General features: G+C 61.8%; 15 protein-coding genes. 8 read left to right on the forward strand and 7 right to left on the reverse strand.

Annotation, left to right across the window (positions count from 1 at the left end; genetic code table 11):
- Positions 1-28: 28 nt before the first annotated feature.
- Entirely contained in the window at positions 29-2,482 is a 2,454-nt protein-coding gene (locus M1D34_RS08975) for a penicillin-binding protein 1A (RefSeq protein WP_498778747.1), read from the reverse strand.
- Between the two features lie 364 nt (positions 2,483-2,846).
- The gene (locus M1D34_RS08980; protein WP_003533086.1) at positions 2,847-4,079 is read right to left on the reverse strand and encodes an N-acetylmuramoyl-L-alanine amidase; all 1,233 of its coding nucleotides are present in this window, start codon (positions 4,077-4,079) and stop codon (positions 2,847-2,849) included.
- Between the two features lie 758 nt (positions 4,080-4,837).
- On the opposite strand from M1D34_RS08980, the gene M1D34_RS08985 reads away from it, so the two are divergent.
- Both M1D34_RS08985 and M1D34_RS08990 read left to right on the forward strand, forming a co-directional pair.
- Positions 4,838-7,612, forward strand: a complete 2,775-nt coding sequence (locus M1D34_RS08985) for an Rne/Rng family ribonuclease (protein WP_498778749.1) — start codon at positions 4,838-4,840, stop codon at positions 7,610-7,612.
- Between the two features lie 165 nt (positions 7,613-7,777).
- Positions 7,778-7,993 carry a hypothetical protein gene (locus M1D34_RS08990; RefSeq protein WP_153314175.1) on the forward strand — a complete coding sequence of 72 codons (216 nt, stop codon included), beginning with the start codon at positions 7,778-7,780 and terminating at the stop codon, positions 7,991-7,993.
- 472 nt (positions 7,994-8,465) lie between these two features.
- Here the strand turns inward: M1D34_RS08990 and M1D34_RS08995 are convergent, their stop codons facing one another.
- Positions 8,466-9,623 (reverse strand): pyridoxal phosphate-dependent aminotransferase, encoded by a 1,158-nt coding sequence (locus tag M1D34_RS08995; RefSeq protein WP_498781713.1) that lies wholly within the window; start codon positions 9,621-9,623, stop codon positions 8,466-8,468.
- 228 nt (positions 9,624-9,851) lie between these two features.
- On the opposite strand from M1D34_RS08995, the gene M1D34_RS09000 reads away from it, so the two are divergent.
- The 5 genes from M1D34_RS09000 (at position 9,852) to aat (ending at position 13,685) form a co-directional block, all read left to right on the forward strand.
- Entirely contained in the window at positions 9,852-10,619 is a 768-nt protein-coding gene (locus tag M1D34_RS09000; protein WP_003533078.1) for a DsbA family protein, read from the forward strand.
- A gap of 139 nt (positions 10,620-10,758) precedes the next feature.
- On the forward strand, positions 10,759-11,205 hold the full coding sequence (aroQ, locus tag M1D34_RS09005; protein WP_003533076.1) for a type II 3-dehydroquinate dehydratase: 447 nt from the start codon (positions 10,759-10,761) through the stop codon (positions 11,203-11,205).
- A 23-nt stretch (positions 11,206-11,228) separates the two neighbouring features.
- Positions 11,229-11,705 carry an acetyl-CoA carboxylase biotin carboxyl carrier protein gene (accB, locus tag M1D34_RS09010; RefSeq protein WP_003533074.1) on the forward strand — a complete coding sequence of 159 codons (477 nt, stop codon included), beginning with the start codon at positions 11,229-11,231 and terminating at the stop codon, positions 11,703-11,705.
- Between the two features lie 12 nt (positions 11,706-11,717).
- Complete coding sequence (gene accC / locus M1D34_RS09015; RefSeq protein ID WP_003533072.1) at positions 11,718-13,061, forward strand: acetyl-CoA carboxylase biotin carboxylase subunit; 1,344 nt, start codon at positions 11,718-11,720, stop codon at positions 13,059-13,061.
- Between the two features lie 9 nt (positions 13,062-13,070).
- Positions 13,071-13,685 (forward strand): leucyl/phenylalanyl-tRNA--protein transferase, encoded by a 615-nt coding sequence (aat, locus tag M1D34_RS09020; RefSeq protein WP_003533070.1) that lies wholly within the window; start codon positions 13,071-13,073, stop codon positions 13,683-13,685.
- A 93-nt stretch (positions 13,686-13,778) separates the two neighbouring features.
- Here the strand turns inward: aat and M1D34_RS09025 are convergent, their stop codons facing one another.
- From M1D34_RS09025 to gatB, 4 genes are all read right to left on the reverse strand, one after another.
- Entirely contained in the window at positions 13,779-14,231 is a 453-nt protein-coding gene (locus M1D34_RS09025) for a DUF2155 domain-containing protein (protein ID WP_003533068.1), read from the reverse strand.
- A 118-nt stretch (positions 14,232-14,349) separates the two neighbouring features.
- On the reverse strand, positions 14,350-14,745 hold the full coding sequence (locus M1D34_RS09030; RefSeq protein WP_003533066.1) for an NADH:ubiquinone oxidoreductase subunit NDUFA12: 396 nt from the start codon (positions 14,743-14,745) through the stop codon (positions 14,350-14,352).
- Between the two features lie 167 nt (positions 14,746-14,912).
- Positions 14,913-15,410, reverse strand: coding sequence for a GNAT family N-acetyltransferase (locus M1D34_RS09035; protein ID WP_498778750.1), 498 nt, complete (start codon positions 15,408-15,410; stop codon positions 14,913-14,915).
- Between the two features lie 2 nt (positions 15,411-15,412).
- Entirely contained in the window at positions 15,413-16,915 is a 1,503-nt protein-coding gene (gene gatB / locus M1D34_RS09040) for an Asp-tRNA(Asn)/Glu-tRNA(Gln) amidotransferase subunit GatB (protein WP_028011285.1), read from the reverse strand.
- Between the two features lie 334 nt (positions 16,916-17,249).
- On the opposite strand from gatB, the gene M1D34_RS09045 reads away from it, so the two are divergent.
- A complete protein-coding gene (locus tag M1D34_RS09045; RefSeq protein ID WP_003533053.1) occupies positions 17,250-17,504 on the forward strand; it encodes a YjhX family toxin in 255 nt (84 codons plus the stop codon).
- The last annotated feature ends 4 nt before the right edge of the window (positions 17,505-17,508 follow it).

Raw genomic sequence — 17,508 nt, forward strand, 5'->3', positions numbered from 1 at the left:
GACGGGCATTGCGTGCAATGGAAAGGGGTCAGAACAGTCCGTTGGAGCCGGAGGTTACCGCCTGGTTGGCCTGCGGAGAGGTTCTCAATATCTCTTCCGGCGGCGCATATTCGTCGAGGTCGCCGATGACCGAGAAGGTGTCCGCAGGGCCGGTTCCCGGCTTGAAGGCTTCGATGATCGTGTCCGGCTCGCCCTCGACGGCCGCCATGCCGGTCTTGCGGTTGACGGGAATGAGGCTCATGCCTTCCGGCACCACGAACTTGCCGGGACGAGTACCCTCCACGGCCTTCTGCATGAAGGCGTTGAAGATCGGCGCCGACAGGCCGCCGCCGGTCGCCCCGCGCCCGAGCGGTGCCGGATCGTCGAAGCCGAGATAGAGCCCCGCGACGAGGTCGGGAGTGTAACCCACGAACCAGGCGTCCTTCTCGTCATTGGTCGTGCCGGTCTTGCCGGCGACAGGGCGATCGAGCTTGATCTTGCCTGCCGCGGTCCCCCGCGCGACGACGCCTTCCATCATGGAGGTGATCTGATAGGAGGTCATCGGATCGAGGACCCGCTCACGATTGTCGATCAGCACCGGCTCTTCCTGCGCTTCCCAATCGTCGGCATTGCAATTCTCGCAGGCCCGGTCCTCGTGGCGGAAGATGGTCTTGCCGTAACGGTCCTGGATCCGGTCGATCAGCGACGGCTTGATCTGCTTGCCGCCATTGGCGATGACGGCATAGGCGGAAACGAGACGCAGCACCGTCGTTTCGCCGGAACCGAGCGACATCGCAAGAAGCGGTGCCATCTTGTCGTAGATCCCGAAACGTTCGGCATATTCGGCGACGATGTTCATGCCCAGGTCGTTGGCAAGCCGGACCGTCATCAGGTTGCGCGATTTTTCGATGCCGAGGCGGAGCGTCGACGGTCCGGCAGAGCCGCCGCCGTAGTTTTCGGGGCGCCAGACCTGACCGCCCGCGACGATCTCGATGGGCGCATCCAGAATGACCGATGCCGGCGTATAGCCGTTGTCGAGGGCGGCCGCGTAGACGAAGGGCTTGAAGGCGGAACCGGGCTGACGCATCGCCTGCGTCGCGCGGTTGAACTCGGACTGTCCGTAGGAGAACCCGCCGACCATCGCCAGCACGCGGCCGGTATGCGGGTCCATCGCGACCAATCCGCCCTGAACCTTCGGCGGCTGGCGCAGCCGATATTCGCCGGCCTCCTCCAACGGCTCGACATAGACGACGTCGCCCGGGCCGAAGACCTCTTCCGGCGACTTGGCGCTCTTGCGCTTGCCGCCGGCGGAGCGGTGGGCCCACTGCATGTTCTTGGCGGCAATGCGCCCGGTCACCCGTTCAGGAACGATCTTGCCCGAGACTTCCTTGTCCGGCTGGATGCCGATTTCGGCGCCTTCGCTGTCTACCGAGAGCACGACCGCCAGTTTCCATTCCGGCACGTCGCTGAGCATGGGGATCTTGCTCAGCGGCTCGCCCCAGTCGCCGCCGATCTCGATCGTTTTCACCGGTCCGTGGAAGCCCCGCCGCTCGTCGTAGCTCAAAAGCCCGTCCTGAAGCGCCTTGCGCGCCGCAATCTGCAGCCGCGGATCCAGCGAGGTACGCACGGAAAGCCCGCCCTCGTAAAGGGCCTTGTCGCCGTATTTCTGGATGATCTGGCGGCGCACTTCCTCGGCGAAGAAGTCGGAGGCGAAGAGGTGCGCGCCGCCGCGGCGCGGCTTGACGCCGAGCGGTTGCTGCTTTGCCTCCTCGCCGTCAGCCTTGGTGACGTAACCATTTTCGACCATCCGATCGATCACCCAGTTGCGGCGCTCGATCGCAGCCTCGACCTTGCGGAACGGGTGATAATTGGCCGGCCCCTTGGGCAGGGCCGCAAGATAGGCGGTCTCGGCAATCGTCAGTTCCGTCACCGACTTGTCGAAATAGGTCAGCGCCGCGCCGGCGATTCCGTAGGAATTCAGCCCGAAGAAAATCTCGTTGAGATAGAGCTCGAGAATGCGGTCCTTGCTGTAGGCCTGTTCGATGCGGAAGGAGAGGATCGCTTCCTTGATCTTGCGATCGAGCGTCTGGTCGGAGCTCAGAAGGAAGTTCTTGGCGACCTGCTGGGTGATCGTCGAGGCGCCGACGGGGCGCCGACCGGAGCCGAAATTCTGCAGGTTGACGGCGATGGCGCGCGCGAGGCCCGTCACGTCGATGCCCGGATGTTGGTAGAAGTTCTTGTCTTCCGCCGAGATGAATGCGGCCTTTACGCGATCGGGTATTGCCTGAATGGGCAGATATAGCCGGCGCTCGCGCGCATATTCGGCCATCAGCGCGCCGTTACCCGCATGGAAGCGTGTCGTCACCGGCGGAGCATAATTGGCCAGAACCTCGTAATCGGGGAGGTCCTTCGTGATGGCGCCGAGATAGATCGCGACGGCCGCGGCTGTGCCAAGCAGCAGAAACGCACCAATGCCGAAAAAATATCCAATCAGTCTGATCATCAGTCAGGTACCGGTATCTAATTATCGTCCCATTGCGAGGTCGCCGAATGCCCGAACGCTCGTTTTCCGCGAAGGAAGCCGACCTCGCCAAACTCTTCCAAAGAAATCGTCTGGCATTTGCAGTTATACGCGTTTGGGCTCCCTCATATGGCCAGGAACCTGAAGCATCAACACCGTTTCCCAACAAATCGGGACGCCCTCCCCCTAAGGGGCCCGGATTGTGAGTAAAATAGGGCTGTTATCGGATTATACGGTGCGCATCTGCTGAAAAGCATATCGCTGTTACCGGGTCGACACAAATCACATCCCCACTCAGTGGCGTCGGGCAGGCGCGAAATCAAGGATCCCGGAACGCCCTGCGCATTCAACCGCCGTTTGCAACCGCGGAGTTCCGGTAGCGCTGCACGGCGTCCGCAAGCAGCGTGGATACCTTCTTCCTCCATTCCGCATCGAGCAGTTGCTTCTCATCTTCCTTGTTCGACAGGAAACCGAGCTCGAGCAGCACCGAGGGCACGTCCGGCGCCTGCAGGACGCGGAACCCCGCATGACGGTGGGGATTGTTGATCAGCTTGATCTGCCCTTCGAACGAGGAAATGACGCTTCGGGCGAGATTGACCGAGAAAGCCTGCGTTTCGCGGCGGGTGAGATCGATGAGGATATCCGCGACTTCGGCCGGCTCGCTTTCGAGCGGAATCCCGGCAATCTCGTCGGAGAGATTCTCGCGTGCGGCAAGATCGGCCGCGAGGTGGTCGGACGCCTTGTCGGAGATCGTGTAGACCGTGGCGCCCCGAATTTCCTTTTGCCGCAACGTGTCGGCGTGAACCGAAATGAACAGGTTGGAGCCTCGCTGGCGTGCGATCTGCACGCGTTGAGGCAGGGAGAGAAATTCGTCGCGCTCCCGCGTCAGAAACGCCTCGATGCCGGGTTCGTGATTGAGCCGTTCCACCAGCTCCTTCGCGAAGGCAAGGGTCACATGTTTCTCTTCGGTTTTCGTGACGCCGCCGATCGCACCGGTATCGATTCCGCCATGCCCGGCATCTATCGCAACCACGAAAACGCCGGCCTTCGGGGGCGGCGCGGCGGCCGGCCGGTCGGTCTTGGCGGAGGGCACCGTGCCCGTCCACTGCTGCTCGGCCAGGAGCTTGTCGAAGCGGTCCTGGCCGATCCTCTCAGCATCGAGCACGAGGCGAAAGCCCTTCCCGTCCTCCACCGGCTTCACTTCCGCATGGGTCACCTCCGTCGGCCCGTTGGCGGAGAGCACGAGCCGCGAGGCCCCTGCCCCCATTCCGCCATAGCGGATGGCGTCGAACAACCCGCGAGGCTGCAGGCTCTCCGGCTTCAGTCCGAACGACGTTTCCGGCAGGTCGACGATGACGCGAACGGGATTGGCGACGTAGTGGATGGAGAAGGCCGGCTCGCGATCGAACTCGATGACCAGGCGCGTGCGGGCATCGTCGCCGGCAATCCGCGCGGCATAGGCGAGGAGAGGCACCGGCTCGCCGGCGCGCACGACCGCCACGGGTGACAAGAGAAGCAAAACGGCACCAAAGGCAGCGACGAACATGCGCATGCCGCGATGACGCCCGATCGCCTCCATTGAACACAGCCTAGTCGCCGAACGCTTCACCTGAAACCCCGCATCCATCCAATCAATATACCGGCGAAGGTCTCCCCGGCTGCCCTTATCCGCCCCTCAACCAATGAACCCTCAGGGTTAACCAAAGCTTGACACGGGGGCCGCGGCACCGCCCCTCAGCCGGCGCAGTCTTCTCCTGAAGGTCCGGTTACACCCGCGCAAGCGAATCGATCAATATTGTGGCGGCAAAGGCTTTTCCCTTGCCAATGTGACATGGAAAACATAAAAGCGTCACAAGGAGAAAGTGTTGACGGGATAGAATCGTCGGCCGGGCAGCCGGAGCTTTTAGACGAGCTTGGCGCCAGGGAGTGATCGAGCCGGAACAACCGGTTGCAACCGTATCAAGCTTCCGCGGCCGCAGGAATTCATCCGCCGTCGCCGCATTTCCTCCTCCGTATACTGGTTCGCAAATTTCCGGCGGTGGCCGGAGTTCTTGATGGTGAATTTCACCGGATGCCCGCAAGCGGGCGCATTCATCGGGCCTCTTCCAGAGGTCCAGGACATTGGCATTCTTGTTTGGTCTTTGATGTGACTCAGCAGTATCGGTCAGAAGTAGAGCGGCCCCGGGACCTTAGCGTTCCGGCTGCCGTCTGGCTGCTGCACCATCGCTTGCGCCAAACAGGACCTTTTATATCCGGCGCAGCCTCCGACGTCTTCGACAGCCTTCTTGAAAAAGGCACTCTGTCTGTCGTCCCGCCGCGCCGAGGAGCACAGCTTAGATGGCAGAGAAAATGCTTATCGATGCGTCTCACTCAGAGGAGACGCGCGTCGTTGTCGTACGCGGAAACCGCATAGAAGAATTCGATTTCGAATCGGAACATAAGAAGCAGATCCGCGGCAATATCTACCTGGCGAAGGTAACCAGAGTGGAGCCGTCGCTCCAGGCGGCCTTCGTCGATTACGGCGGCAATCGCCACGGGTTTCTGGCCTTCGCCGAAATCCATCCCGACTACTACCAGATTCCCCTCGCCGATCGTCAGGCCCTGTTGAAGGCGGAAGCCGAAGAGGCTCGCCGCGACGATGACGAGCCGAACGAGACCGTGGCGGAACAGAAATTCGCGCCGGCTGGCGATACGGTTGCCGAAGTCGTGGCACAGGCCGAAGCCGCCGAGGCAGCCGGAGAAGCCGCTGAGGCCGCTGCGGAGAAGCCCAAGGCCAAGGCCAAGCCGAAGCGTACCCGCCGCGCGAAGCCGAAGGCCGGCGAAGAGGCCGTGGCGCCTGAAAGCGGCCCGTCGGAAGACGGCGAAGGCGACAAGAACGAAATGGCCGCGGTGGTCGATACCGACTCGATCTCCGAGGATATCGACGCGCGCCGTCAGCGTGACGACGACGATGACGACGACAATCACGACGGCGAAAAGGAAATCATCGAATCCGTCGGCGCCGAAGATGCCATGGAAGAGGTGGCGGATCGTCATATCCGCAAGCCGCGCAAGCAGTACCGCATCCAGGAAGTGATCAAGCGCCGGCAGATCCTGCTGGTGCAGGTCGCAAAGGAAGAGCGCGGCAACAAGGGTGCGGCACTCACGACCTATCTTTCGCTCGCCGGCCGCTACTCCGTTCTCATGCCGAACACGGCGCGCGGCGGCGGTATTTCGCGCAAGATCACCAACCTGCAGGACCGCAAGCGTCTGAAGGAGATCGCCCGCGGTCTCGACGTGCCGCAGGGGATGGGTGTGATCCTGCGCACCGCCGGAGCCAATCGCACGAAAGTCGAGATCAAGCGCGACTTCGAATATCTCATGCGCCTGTGGGAGAACGTCCGCACGCTGACGCTGAACTCGACTGCCCCCTGCCTCGTCTACGAGGAGGGCAGCCTTATCAAGCGATCGATCCGCGACCTCTACAACAAGGACATCAGCGAGATCGTCGTTTCGGGCGAGGAAGGCTACAAGGAAGCCAAGGGCTTCATGAAGATGCTGATGCCGAGCCACGCAAAGGTCGTGCAGCCCTATCGCGACGTGCATCCGATCTTCTCCCGCTCCGGCATCGAAGCACAGCTCGATCGCATGCTGCAGCCGCAGGTGACGCTGAAGTCGGGCGGCTACATCATCATCAACCAGACCGAAGCTCTGGTTTCCATCGATGTGAACTCCGGTCGTTCGACGCGCGAGCACTCGATCGAGGATACGGCTCTCCAGACGAATCTCGAGGCAGCCGAGGAAGTAGCGCGGCAATTGCGCCTTCGCGACCTTGCCGGCCTGATCGTCATCGACTTCATCGACATGGAAGAGAAGCGGAACAACCGCTCCGTCGAGAAGAAGCTAAAGGATTGCCTGAAGAACGATCGTGCCCGTATCCAGGTCGGCCGCATCTCGCATTTCGGCCTGCTCGAAATGTCTCGCCAGCGCATCCGCGCCTCGGTGCTGGAAAGCACAATGCAGACCTGCCCGCACTGCAACGGCACGGGCCACATTCGCTCGCAATCCTCCGTTGCCCTGCATGTCCTGCGCGGCATCGAGGAACATCTGCTCAAGAACACCACGCACGACATCAGCGTGCGGACGACACCCGATATCGCGCTCTACCTGCTCAATCAGAAGCGCAGTTCGATCACGGACTACGAGCAGCGCTTCGGTGTCTCCATCTTCATCGAAGCGGACGCCCATGTCGGTGCGCAGCACTTCGCGATCGATCGCGGTGAACCGGTCGAAAATCCGGTGAGGATCGACCAGATCCTGCAGTTCGAGCCGGAGCCGGAAGACGAAGAAGAGGTCCTCATCGAGGAGGAATCCGACGAAGAGGAAGTGGAAGAGATTGCTGCCGAGCGTCAGGACCCGAAAAAGGGGCAGACCGACGAACAAGGCGGCCGCAAGCGCAAGCGTCGTCGCCGCCGGCGCGGCAAGGGTGCGGGTCAGGGGGCGGACGAAGCCTTCGCTGACGCCGCCGACGCGGCTGAGGACGAGACCGGCGACGAAGCCGCCGTGGACGATGCCGAGGATGAAGGCGAAGCTACGGATGCCCTGAATGGCGATAGCGAGCAGAAGCGCAAGCGTCGCCGCCGCGGCAAGCGTGGCGGCCGCCGCAGTCGTCAGGACGAACTGGCCGAAGCCGAGGGCGAGACCGGCATGGCTGCAGACGCCGGCGAAGGAGCCGGCGACGACGCAGAGGCGGAAGTCGCCCCAGCCGCGGCAGCCGAGGAGACGTCACCGGATATCGCGGCAGCCGCTGCCGTCGAGGCAGCAGCGGAGGAGCCGAAACCGGCAAAACCCCGGCGCAGCCGCAAGAAAGCAGTCAAGGCCGAGGAGCCGGCCGAGAGTGTCGATGAAGTAGCCGAGAAGACCGTCGAGGCCCAACCCGAAGCAACCGAAGCCGCCCCCGAGGCCGTGGAGGAAGCTGTTGCCGATCTGGAAGGCGCAAAGCCCGCGCGCGCAAACCGGGATCTGTCGGCGATCGCTACCGAGCCGGTCGTGACGTCCAGCAAGGGCGAGGGCGAAGAGGAGCCGACAAAACCCAAAAAGGGCGGCTGGTGGCAGCGCCGCGGCTTCTTCTAAGAAGAATAGGAAAAAGCCCGGAGCGATCCGGGCTTTTTCATGGCTGGGGCCGCGTGGCGGCTCAGTTGTGACCTGCCTCTTTGAAAACTCCGCACTTTCGGGACGGAAAGCGGCACACGCTTTTCCTTATCCCGCTCTATACTTTCCCGCAGGGAGGACGAGGCCATGCGCAAGTTCACAGTCATCGTTACGGAAGAGTTCGAAGCCGACACTGCCGAGGAGGCCGCCTTGCTCATGTATCAGCAACTGACCAACGGGCCGGCACCTCTGCATTATTCGGTCACGGATGAAACGAAGATTGCAACCAGCCTGACACTGGACCGGAAAAAGGCAGATGAATTTGCCAGTGTCGATCACACTGCAGACCCCGGCAATTGGTAAGCCACGCGTAACCGGCCGATGTGCGGATACCCATGTCTGGAGCAGAGCACTTCCACGCAAAGCATGACAGCTCTCCGTCCGGAGGTGCTTGGTCCAACGACCGAAAGCGTTTCGCCGTCCAGTGAAACGTGAAGCGCTCTAAAGGCCTGTTGAGATCCGGGATACCCGGGGCGGCTTGTTTGATTACCTCATCCCTGTGCTCGTCACAGGGATGAGGTGAGGAGAGATTGCAGTCCTCCGATAGGTTTCACAGGCCGGTTAGAGCCAGGCCATGCGCGCCGACAAAACAGCCCAGAGCTCCAACGCCATCACCCATCTCGCAGCAGCCGTCATAAACTCCGGATGAATCTCAACAGGCCTTAGAGCGGGATGATGAAAAGTGTGTGCGGTTTTCCGCCCGCATCCCGCTCTAACCTATTGGAATCGATCACGTTCATGTTTTTAGGTCGACCCGACCTAAAAACATCGTGATCTAGGCCAGCCAGCGCGCGATGCGGTTCATCGCCTCCTCCATCTCGGTAGCCGCGCCCGCATAGGAAAAGCGCATGGTGCGATGCCCTTCGAGGGGATCGAAGTCGAAGCCGGGCGTTGCCGCAACGTCGATCTCGGCCAGCATCCGACGGGCGAAGGCCATGCTGTCATTGGTGAAGCGGCTGACATCCGCATAGGCGTAAAATGCGCCGTCCATCGGCGAGGCGATCGAAAAGCCGATCTGCGGCAGCCGTTCGAGCAGCAATGCGCGGTTCGCGGCATAGGCGCGCTTGTAGCCGTCGAGCTCCTCATGCGCGCCGAGAGCCGCCTCTGCGGCAATCTGTGATAGCTCCGGCGGCGAAATATAGAGGCTCTGCGCGATGCGCTCGAAGGCACGCACCCGCGCCTCGGGCAGAACCATCCAGCCGATGCGCCATCCGGTCATACAATAATATTTGGAGAAGGAGTTGATCACGACGGCGTCGTCGGCGACTTCAAGCGCCGTCGTCTCCTCCCCGGCGAAAGTAAGGCCGTGATAGATCTCATCGGAAATGAAGGCGATCGAGTGGTCCCGGCAATAGTCGGCGAGCGCCTTCAGCTGCGCCTTGCCGGTCACCGTTCCCGTCGGGTTCGCGGGGCTTGCGAGAAGCACACCCTTCAGCGGTTTTCCGGCACGTGCCGCGGCGCGCTCGAGGCTGTCCGGGGTCAAAGTGAAGCCGGCCTCGGCATTGGCTTCGATCTCGACCACTTCGAGGCCGAGCGCGGCCATGATGTTGCGATAGGCGGGATAGCCCGGCCGGGCGATGGCCACGCGATCGCCCGGATCGAACAGGGCGAGAAAAGCGAGATTGAACCCGGCCGACGATCCGGTCGTCACCGCAATCCGCTGCGGATCGAGCGTGATGCCGTGCCGGCTGTGATAATGAGCGGCAATCGCCCTCTTCAGGGAGAGTGTGCCAAGAGCGTCCGTATAGCCGAGCCGACCGTGATCGAGCGCCCGCTTTGCAGCATCGAGTGCCGCTTTCGGCGCCGGATGCGCGGGCTGACCGACCGCCATGGATATTACCGGGTGGCCGCAATCGCGCCGCCGCGTGGCTTCGGCCAGCACGTCCATGGCGTGGAACGGCTCGACTGCGCTGCGTTTCGACATCTGTGCCAAATGACTGGTCCTCACGAGTTTCCCTATGCCCTTTGCCCCATCGCTTACGGCTTCACAAGTCCGCGAACGCCGCAATTCGGCCCATTTTGCCGTTTCGTTTGCCCGCGCCAGGTCCTATGGTTCAACCAATCGGCGCAAGCCGGGACTTGTCGTCGTCTTCAAACTGGCGCATTGACGCAAGCGTGCGGACTCTACGACCGACATAGAACAGCAGACCACGAGGAAAGAATGACGCTCAAGATGAAGATGATTGCCGCAGCATCCCTGATCGCGCTTGCTGCCGGCGTCGCCCTGCCCGGGCCGGCGGCGGCGCTCGATGCCAAGCAGAAGGAGGAATTCGGCGCCTTCATCAAGGAGTACCTGCTCGCTAATCCGGAGATCATGCTGGAAGTGCAGGAAGCGCTCACCTCCAAGCAGCGGGCCAAGCAGCAGGAAACCGCCCAGGCGGCAATCGCCGACAACAAGAAGGCGATCTTCAACTCTGACTACGACATAGCCCTCGGCAATCCGGATGGCGATGTGACGATCGTCGAATTCTTCGATTACAACTGCGGCTATTGCAAACGGGCCATGTCCGACATGGACGACATCCTCGCCAAGGACAAGAATGTCCGATTCGTTCTCAAGGAGCTCCCAATTCTCGGACCGGATTCGCTCGCGGCCCACAAGGTCAGCGCCGCCTTCCGCGTGATCGCACCGGAGAAATACGGCGATTTCCATCGCGCCCTGCTCGGGGCAGAGGAACGGGCGACGGAGGAAACCGCGATCGCCGTTGCGGCCAAGCTCGGGGTGACGGAAGCGCAGTTGCGCGAAAAGATGGATGACGGGCCGTATGATGCCTCGGTGCGCGAAGCCTATACGCTCGCCAACGAGCTCGGCATCACGGGAACGCCTTCCTATGTCGTCGGCAACGAGGCGGTCTTCGGCGCTGTCGGGGCGCCTGAGATCGAACAGAAAGTCGCCAACATGCGTGCGTGCGGCAAGACGGTCTGCTGACGGCCGGCCGGCACGCCGGCGGCTTTCGCCCTATCGGAACAGCACGACTTGTGGACAAATCCCGCGGGAACCCAGGGGGCTTTTCCTCGGGGAACCATCAGTCTATAGGTAACCCTCCATCACCGGACCGGAATCCCTTATGCCTTCGACTATCTTTGTGCTGAACGGCCCAAACCTGAACGCGCTCGGCAAACGCGAACCGGGTATCTATGGCGGCAAGACGCTTGCCGACATCGAAGCCATGTGCAAGGAGGAGGCCAAACTCCTGGGCTTCGACGTCGACTTCCGGCAGTCAAACCATGAGGGCACCTTGGTCGACTGGTTGCACGAGGCTGGCGAAAAGGCAGTCGGCATCGCCATCAATCCCGCCGCCTACGGACACACCTCCATCGCCATGCACGATGCCATTCGGGCGATCACCGTCCCCGTGGTGGAGCTGCATCTTTCCAATATTCATGCGCGCGAAGAATTCCGGCACAAGTCGATGATCGCGCCGGCCGTCAAAGGCGTTATCTGCGGTTTCGGCGCACAGAGTTACATTCTGGCGCTGCATGCGCTAAAGAACCTGACGGAAAAATCCAAATAAGAAGAACACGAGGCTCATATCCCATGGCTGAAAAGAAACCGGGTATCGATCAGGCGCTGATCCGTGATCTCGCCAATATCCTCAACGATACCGACCTGACCGAGATCGAAGTGGAACAGGACGATCTGCGCATCCGCGTTTCGCGGAACGGCACGCCTGTTGCCATGTCCATGCCGGCGATGCCCGCCTACCAGGTGCCGCCCGCCATCGCCGCCGGCCAGCCGGCTGGTGCGCCCCAGGGTGCCGCCGAAGGCGGTCACAATGCCAAGAACGCAGTGACGGCCCCCATGGTCGGCACCGCCTATCTCGCCCCGGCTCCGGGTTCCCGCCCCTTCATCGAAGTCGGTGCGGTGGTAAAGGAAGGTCAGACGATCCTGATCATCGAGGCAATGAAGACGATGAACCAGATTCCCGCCCCCCGCTCCGGCAAGGTGACGGAAATTCTCGTGCAGGACGCCGCTCCGGTCGAATATGGCGAACCCCTGATCGTGATCGAGTAGGGCACGGTGGCGATGATCTCGAAAATCCTCATTGCTAATCGCGGCGAAATTGCTCTGCGCGTTCTGCGCGCCTGCAAGGAGCTCGGCATCGCGACCGTAGCCGTGCACTCGACGGCGGACAGCGACGCCATGCATGTCCGGCTCGCCGACGAGAGCGTCTGCATCGGCCCGCCGCCTTCGCGCGAGAGCTATCTGAACATCCATCAGATCGTTGCCGCCTGTGAGATCACCGGTGCGGATGCGGTGCATCCGGGTTACGGCTTCCTCTCGGAGAACGCCAAGTTCGCCGATATCCTCGATGCGCACGGCATCACTTTCATCGGACCGACTGCCGAGCACATCCGCCTCATGGGCGACAAGATCACCGCCAAGAAGACGGCGGAAGAACTCGGCATTCCGGTCGTTCCGGGCTCCGATGGCGAAGTGAGGCCGGAGAATGCCCTGGAGATCGCCCGCCAGATCGGATTCCCCGTGCTGATCAAGGCGACGGCGGGTGGCGGTGGCCGCGGCATGAAGGTCGCCCGCACCGAGGAGGAACTCGAAAATGCGGTTGCGACGGCACGTTCCGAAGCCGCGGCCGCATTCGGCAACGACGCGGTCTACATGGAGAAGTTTCTCGGCAAGCCGCGCCATATCGAAATACAGGTCGTCGGGGACGGCGAAGGCAATGCGATCCATCTCGGTGAACGCGACTGCTCGCTGCAGCGCCGCCATCAGAAGGTATGGGAAGAAGCCAACTCCCCGGCCCTGAACGTCGAACAGCGCATGAAGATCGGTCAGGTCTGCGCCGACGCGATGAAGAAGTTGAAGTATCGCGGCGCCGGCACGATCGAATTCCTCTACGAGAACGGCGAGTTCTACTTCATCGAGATGAACACGCGCCTGCAGGTCGAACACCCGATTACCGAAGCGATCACCGGGATCGACCTCGTGCACGAGCAGATTCGCGTGGCGTCCGGAGCCGGCCTCTCCGCCAAGCAGGAGGATATCGTCTTCTCCGGTCACGCCATCGAATGCCGCATCAACGCCGAAGATCCGCGCACCTTCGTCCCTTCCCCGGGCACGATCACGCATTTCCACGCCCCGGGCGGCCTCGGTGTGCGCGTCGACAGCGGCGCCTATCAGGGTTACCGCATACCCCCCTACTATGACAGCCTGATCGGTAAGCTGATCGTCCACGGCCGGACGCGCGTCGAGTGCATGATGCGGCTGCGCCGCGTGCTTGACGAATTTGTCATCGACGGCATCAAGACGACTCTTCCCCTTTTTCAGGACCTGATCAACAATCAGGATATCGCAAACGGCGATTATGATATCCATTGGCTGGAGCACCATCTGGCCACAACATCCGCATAGGATACGACATTGAAGGAGACGCGCAGCAAACAACCGGATATCACGCCGGACATGTTGTTGCGCGCCTACTCGATCGGCCTCTTCCCCATGGCCGACTCGGCCGACGATCCGGAACTTTTCTGGGTCGAGCCCGAGATTCGCGGCATCATTCCGCTGGACCGGTTTCACGTCTCGCGCAGCCTCGCCAAAGCGATCCGCAGGCGCCCCTTCGACATTCGCTTCGATACGGCCTTCGCTGAAGTCATGGAGGGGTGCGCGCAGCCCGCACCGGACAGGCCGACGACGTGGATCAACGACACGATCCGCTCCCTCTATGCGGCCCTGCACAATATGGGCCATGCGCACAGCGTCGAGGCCTGGGAGGGAGATGCGCTCGTCGGCGGCCTCTACGGCGTTTCACTCGGCGCAGCCTTTTTCGGCGAGAGCATGTTCTCGCGCCGCACCGGCGCATCCAAGATCTGCCTCGTCCATCTGGTCGAGCGATTGAGGTCGAAGGGGTTTCAGCTCCTCGACACGCAGTTCACGACCGAACACCTGAAGTCCTTCGGCGCAGTCGACGTGCCGAAGGCTCAGTACGAAGTTCTGCTCGCGAAAGCGATCGCCTCGCCAAATCTCGAATTTTGAGGATTATGCCTTCTCAAGGGAAGGCTTACGCTTTGCGTCGCTCCAGTGACAGGCAAAGGGCGAAGGATCGCAGGAGGCGCCCTGTCAAGTGCTCTATTGCTTTGCCGCAGTGTCGGGCGGCGGAACTTCGGAGGTGGACTTGCAGGACTGCAGCCAAACGTCATAGACGGGGTGCTCGACGGCGTTGAGCCCCGGGCTGTCGGCAAACATCCAGCCGGTAAAGATGCGGCGGATCTTCCGGTCGAGCGTGATTTCGTCCACCTCCACAAAGGTGGTCGTCTTCGGCGCTTCCGTTTCGTCGCGGCTGTGGCAAACGCGCGGAGTTACCTGCAGCGCACCGAATTGCACCGTTTCGCCGATATAGACGTCAAAGCTGGTGATGCGGCCGGTGATCTTGTCGATGCCGGAGAAGACCGCCACGGCGTTGGAAAGGCGTGCCGCCTGCGCGGTTTCGACGGCAGACGTCACCGGAGCGGCAAGGAGAAGGGCAATGGCCGCAAACCGCCCTCCCCGGCCAATCAAATCCCGCAGACAGAAACCCGCCATTACCGCCAATCCCCCGCACATTGCTGTTAGTCCCGGATGGACTTCAGGCGCTAAACCCGAAATGTGGCTGCGCCGTGATCGTCCCGCAAGTCGCGGGACGATGCCCGAGAAGCCCGGCTCAGGAGCGCGGCGTCCAGGCGTCGTAGTCGCCGGTCACACGCGGGCGCTTGCCGGCACCGGCAATCGACCCCTTCGGCCGGTAGGCATTGGGCGTACCGGTCGGGTTGGCGCGGTGCGGCTTCTGCCATTCGCGGACCGCATATTTCTCGTCGGCGGGGGAGACGTCGGTGCGATGATGCATCCAGCCATGCCAGCCCGGCGGGATCGCAGACGCCTCGGCGGGACCGTTGTAGATCACCCAACGCCGCGTCCGTCCCTCGGAGTCCGTGCCGCCCTGATAGTAGACGTTGCCGAATTCGTCTTCCCCGACGCGCTGGCCATGGCGCCAGGTGTGAAACCGGGTACCGATCGTCTGTCCATTCCACCAGGTGAAAATCTGCAGCAGGAGCTTCATATGCATCGTCCTTTACCGGCCGGTGGGAGCCGGCCGGATATCAAAATCTCGCCCCCGCTTATGCCGCGCCGCTTTCGCGTTGTCCAGTGATTCCGCTCCCGGCTCGGGTCTTTCACCCGCATCTCGAGGCCGAAGCGCCTGTGTTCGCATCGATGCGGCGTGGAAGGTCAGGAAAGGCGCTTTTCCAGGATGAGCGCCGGTATGCCGGACTGCTCGTCGCCGCAACTGGATGTTTTTGCGACTTCCACAAATCCGTGCGCGCGATAAAAGGCGAGCGCGTGCAGGTTCTGCGACTCCACCTCCACCCGCATGCGTTCCGCATCCGGGAAGCAGGTCTCGAGCTCCGCGAACATGTCGCGGCCGACGCCATGGCGTTGATGCTTCGGCAGCACATAGAGCTGGTGCAGCACGGCTGTCTTTTCCAGCGACTCGGACATGGCGGCATAACCCATGCCGGCAAGCTCGCTGCCGTTGTCGGCGACGACAAACTCGGAATGCTTGCGCTGCAGGCGCGCGCGAAGGGCCTCGATCGAATGCCACTTCGCCGTCAGTTCATTGACCTTTTCGGCACCGTAGAACGTATCGTAGGTCGCGTGCCACGTCTCGGCGAGCAGAGCGCGAACCTTCTCGAGGTCACGCTCGCTCGCGGTTCGGACGAAGAACATCGTCACTCCTCGATGCCGAGTTTGGATTTTACCAGGGCCTGCACCGCCTGCGGATTGGCCTTGCCGCCGGTCGCCTTCATCACCTGCCCGACGAACCAGCCGGCGAGCGACGGCTTCGCCTTGGCCTTTTCCACCTGGTCGGGATTGGCGGCGATGATCTCGTCGACCGCCTTCTCGATCGCACCGGTGTCGGTGACCTGCTTCATACCGCGGCTCTCGACGATTTCGGCCGGGTCGCCTCCCTCGTTCCAAAGGATTTCGAAGAGGTCCTTTGCGAGCTTGCCGGAAATGGTGCCATCCTTGATGAGATCGATGATGCCGCCGAGCTGCGCCGGCGAGACCGGCGTTTCCTCGATGGTCTTGCCGGCCTTGTTCAGCGCGCCGAGAAGATCGTTGATCACCCAGTTCGCCGCCGCCTTGCCGTCACGGCCTTCGGCCACGGCTTCGAAGTAATCGGCAATCGCCTTTTCCGAGACGAGAACGGACGCATCGTAAACGGACAGGCCGAGATCGCGAACGAAGCGTTCCTTCTTGTCGTCCGGCAATTCGGGAAGGTCGGCCTTGAGCGCTTCCACGAAGGCATCGTCAAACTCGAGCGGCAGGAGATCCGGATCGGGGAAGTAGCGGTAGTCGTGCGCCTCTTCCTTCGAACGCATGGAGCGGGTCTCGCCCTTATTGGCATCGAAGAGCCGGGTCTCCTGGTCGATCGCGCCGCCGTCTTCAAGGATGGCGATCTGGCGACGGGCCTCGTACTCGATCGACTGGCCGACGAAGCGGATCGAGTTGACGTTCTTGATTTCGCAGCGCGTGCCGAAAGCTTCGCCCGGACGGCGAACCGAGACGTTGACGTCCGCGCGCATCGAGCCCTCGTCCATATTGCCGTCGCAGGTGCCGAGATAACGCAGGATCGAGCGAAGCTTGGTGAGATAGGCTTTCGCCTCGTCCGACGAACGCAGGTCCGGCTTCGAGACGATCTCCATCAGCGCGACGCCCGACCGGTTGAGGTCGACGTAGGACATGGCGGGATGCTGGTCGTGCATCGACTTGCCGGCATCCTGCTCCAGGTGCAGGCGCTCGATGCCGATCTCGACGTCTTCGAACTGCCCCTGGCGGTCCGGACCGACGGAAATGATGATCTTGCCCTCGCCGACGATCGGGTCCTTGTATTGCGAGATCTGGTAGCCCTGCGGCAGGTCCGGATAGAAATAGTTCTTCCGGTCGAAGATCGAGCGATTGTTGATCTTTGCCTTCAAGCCCAGGCCGGTGCGCACGGCCTGCTTGACGCATTCCTCGTTGATGACCGGAAGCATGCCCGGCATTGCGGCATCGACGAGCGAAACATTGGCATTCGGCTCCGATCCGAACTCCGTCGACGCACTGGAGAACAGCTTCGAATTGCTCAGCACCTGCGCATGGACCTCCATGCCGATGATGACCTCCCAGTCGCCGGTGGCGCCTGGAATGAAGCGTTTCGGATCAGGAGTGCGGACGTCGACGATGCTCATGTCATGCTCTTCTTTGAAGCCTGAATTCGTGGTTTCTCGGTAGAGCAATTGATCCCACGGTGCAAGCTTTCAAGGCGCGGCCGCACACATGGGGCACTGGACAATGCCGGCTCTGGCAGCCGGTCTTTGCAACCTTGACGATTGCGGGGCGATCTCCTAGAAAGCGCGAGATCCGACAGGAGTCTTTATGTTCCATCAGTCTGAGTCCCGGTAAGGGCCCTGCCCGCTTCCACTGAAAAGCGTGCATGGGCCGGAAACGTAAACCCCGCTCTTCTCACGAAGAACGGAACGTTTTCCTGCGTTCTGATGAACGCTATTCCGGAATACTCTAACGATGGACATTTCGCGCGCCGAACAGCGCATTCTTCACCATTTGGCCCAGGGCGGCCGCATTGAAATCACCCGCGAAGGCAAGGCGATCGCGGAAATTCGCTGCTTTACGAGAGACGGCTGGGTCTATCCCGGCGTCGATCTCGAGCTTTTCCGTAAGCTGAAACGGAAGAGAGCGATCAAGTCATCCGCCGGTAAGCCGTATCGCATTACCGAACGCGGACTGCATCTGGTCAGATCGGAGCTCAACAACCGCTGAGCGC

It is taken from the genome of Ensifer sp. D2-11, from assembly GCF_054161295.1.